The sequence below is a fragment of the Aminobacter sp. P4_D5 genome (genome assembly GCF_056401815.1).
The window spans coordinates 1-574 of record NZ_JBFUIP010001129.1; the positions used below are offsets into that span (position 1 = coordinate 1).

2 protein-coding genes are annotated in these 574 nt (G+C 72.3%); one reads left to right on the plus strand and one right to left on the minus strand.

The window, feature by feature from the left end:
• On the plus strand, positions 1-363 hold a 363-nt coding region (locus AC1DWF_RS37055), incomplete at its 5' end, for a DUF4167 domain-containing protein (protein ID WP_476843410.1).
• A 1-nt stretch (position 364) separates the two neighbouring features.
• Here the strand turns inward: AC1DWF_RS37055 and AC1DWF_RS37060 are convergent.
• Positions 365-574, minus strand: a 210-nt coding sequence (locus tag AC1DWF_RS37060) for a ribbon-helix-helix domain-containing protein (protein ID WP_476843411.1), incomplete at its 5' end; no start/stop codon positions are given.

Sequence of the window (574 nt, forward strand, 5' to 3'; positions counted from 1 at the left end):
GCCCAGCAGCTGTTCGAGAAGTATCTGCAGCTGGGTCGCGATGCGACCGGCGGCGGCGACCGCGTGGCGGCCGAGGGCTATTTCCAGCATGCCGAGCACTACTTCCGCATCCTGGGCGCCATGAACGCGGCGCAGCAGCAGGCCCAGCCGCAGCAGCCGCAGGACCGCCGCTACCGCGATCAGAACGACGGCTACCGCGACCAGGGTGACGGCTACGGTCCGGAGAACGGCCAGGGCCAGGAGCAGGGCGAGGGCGGCGACGCCAACGGCCATCCCAGCCTCGAGGCCGAGCTGGCCGGCGAGGCGGAGACCCTGCCCATGCCGCAGCTCCGCCGCCCGGCATCGGAAGAGCCGGCGCAGTAAGTCAGGCCTCTTTCGAGGCCTCTCTCAGGGCAAAGACGCGCAGCCGGCTGGCGAGGGGTTCCTCCGCCCCGGCCCGTGCGGCGTCCTGCTCTGCGATCACGGCGGCGAGGGTGGTGCCCCGCCGCGTCGCCGCCTGTTCCAGCACGGCCCAGAACTCCGGCTCCAGCGCGATGGATGTGGCATGCCCTGCGAGGCGCACGCTGCGCTTGGC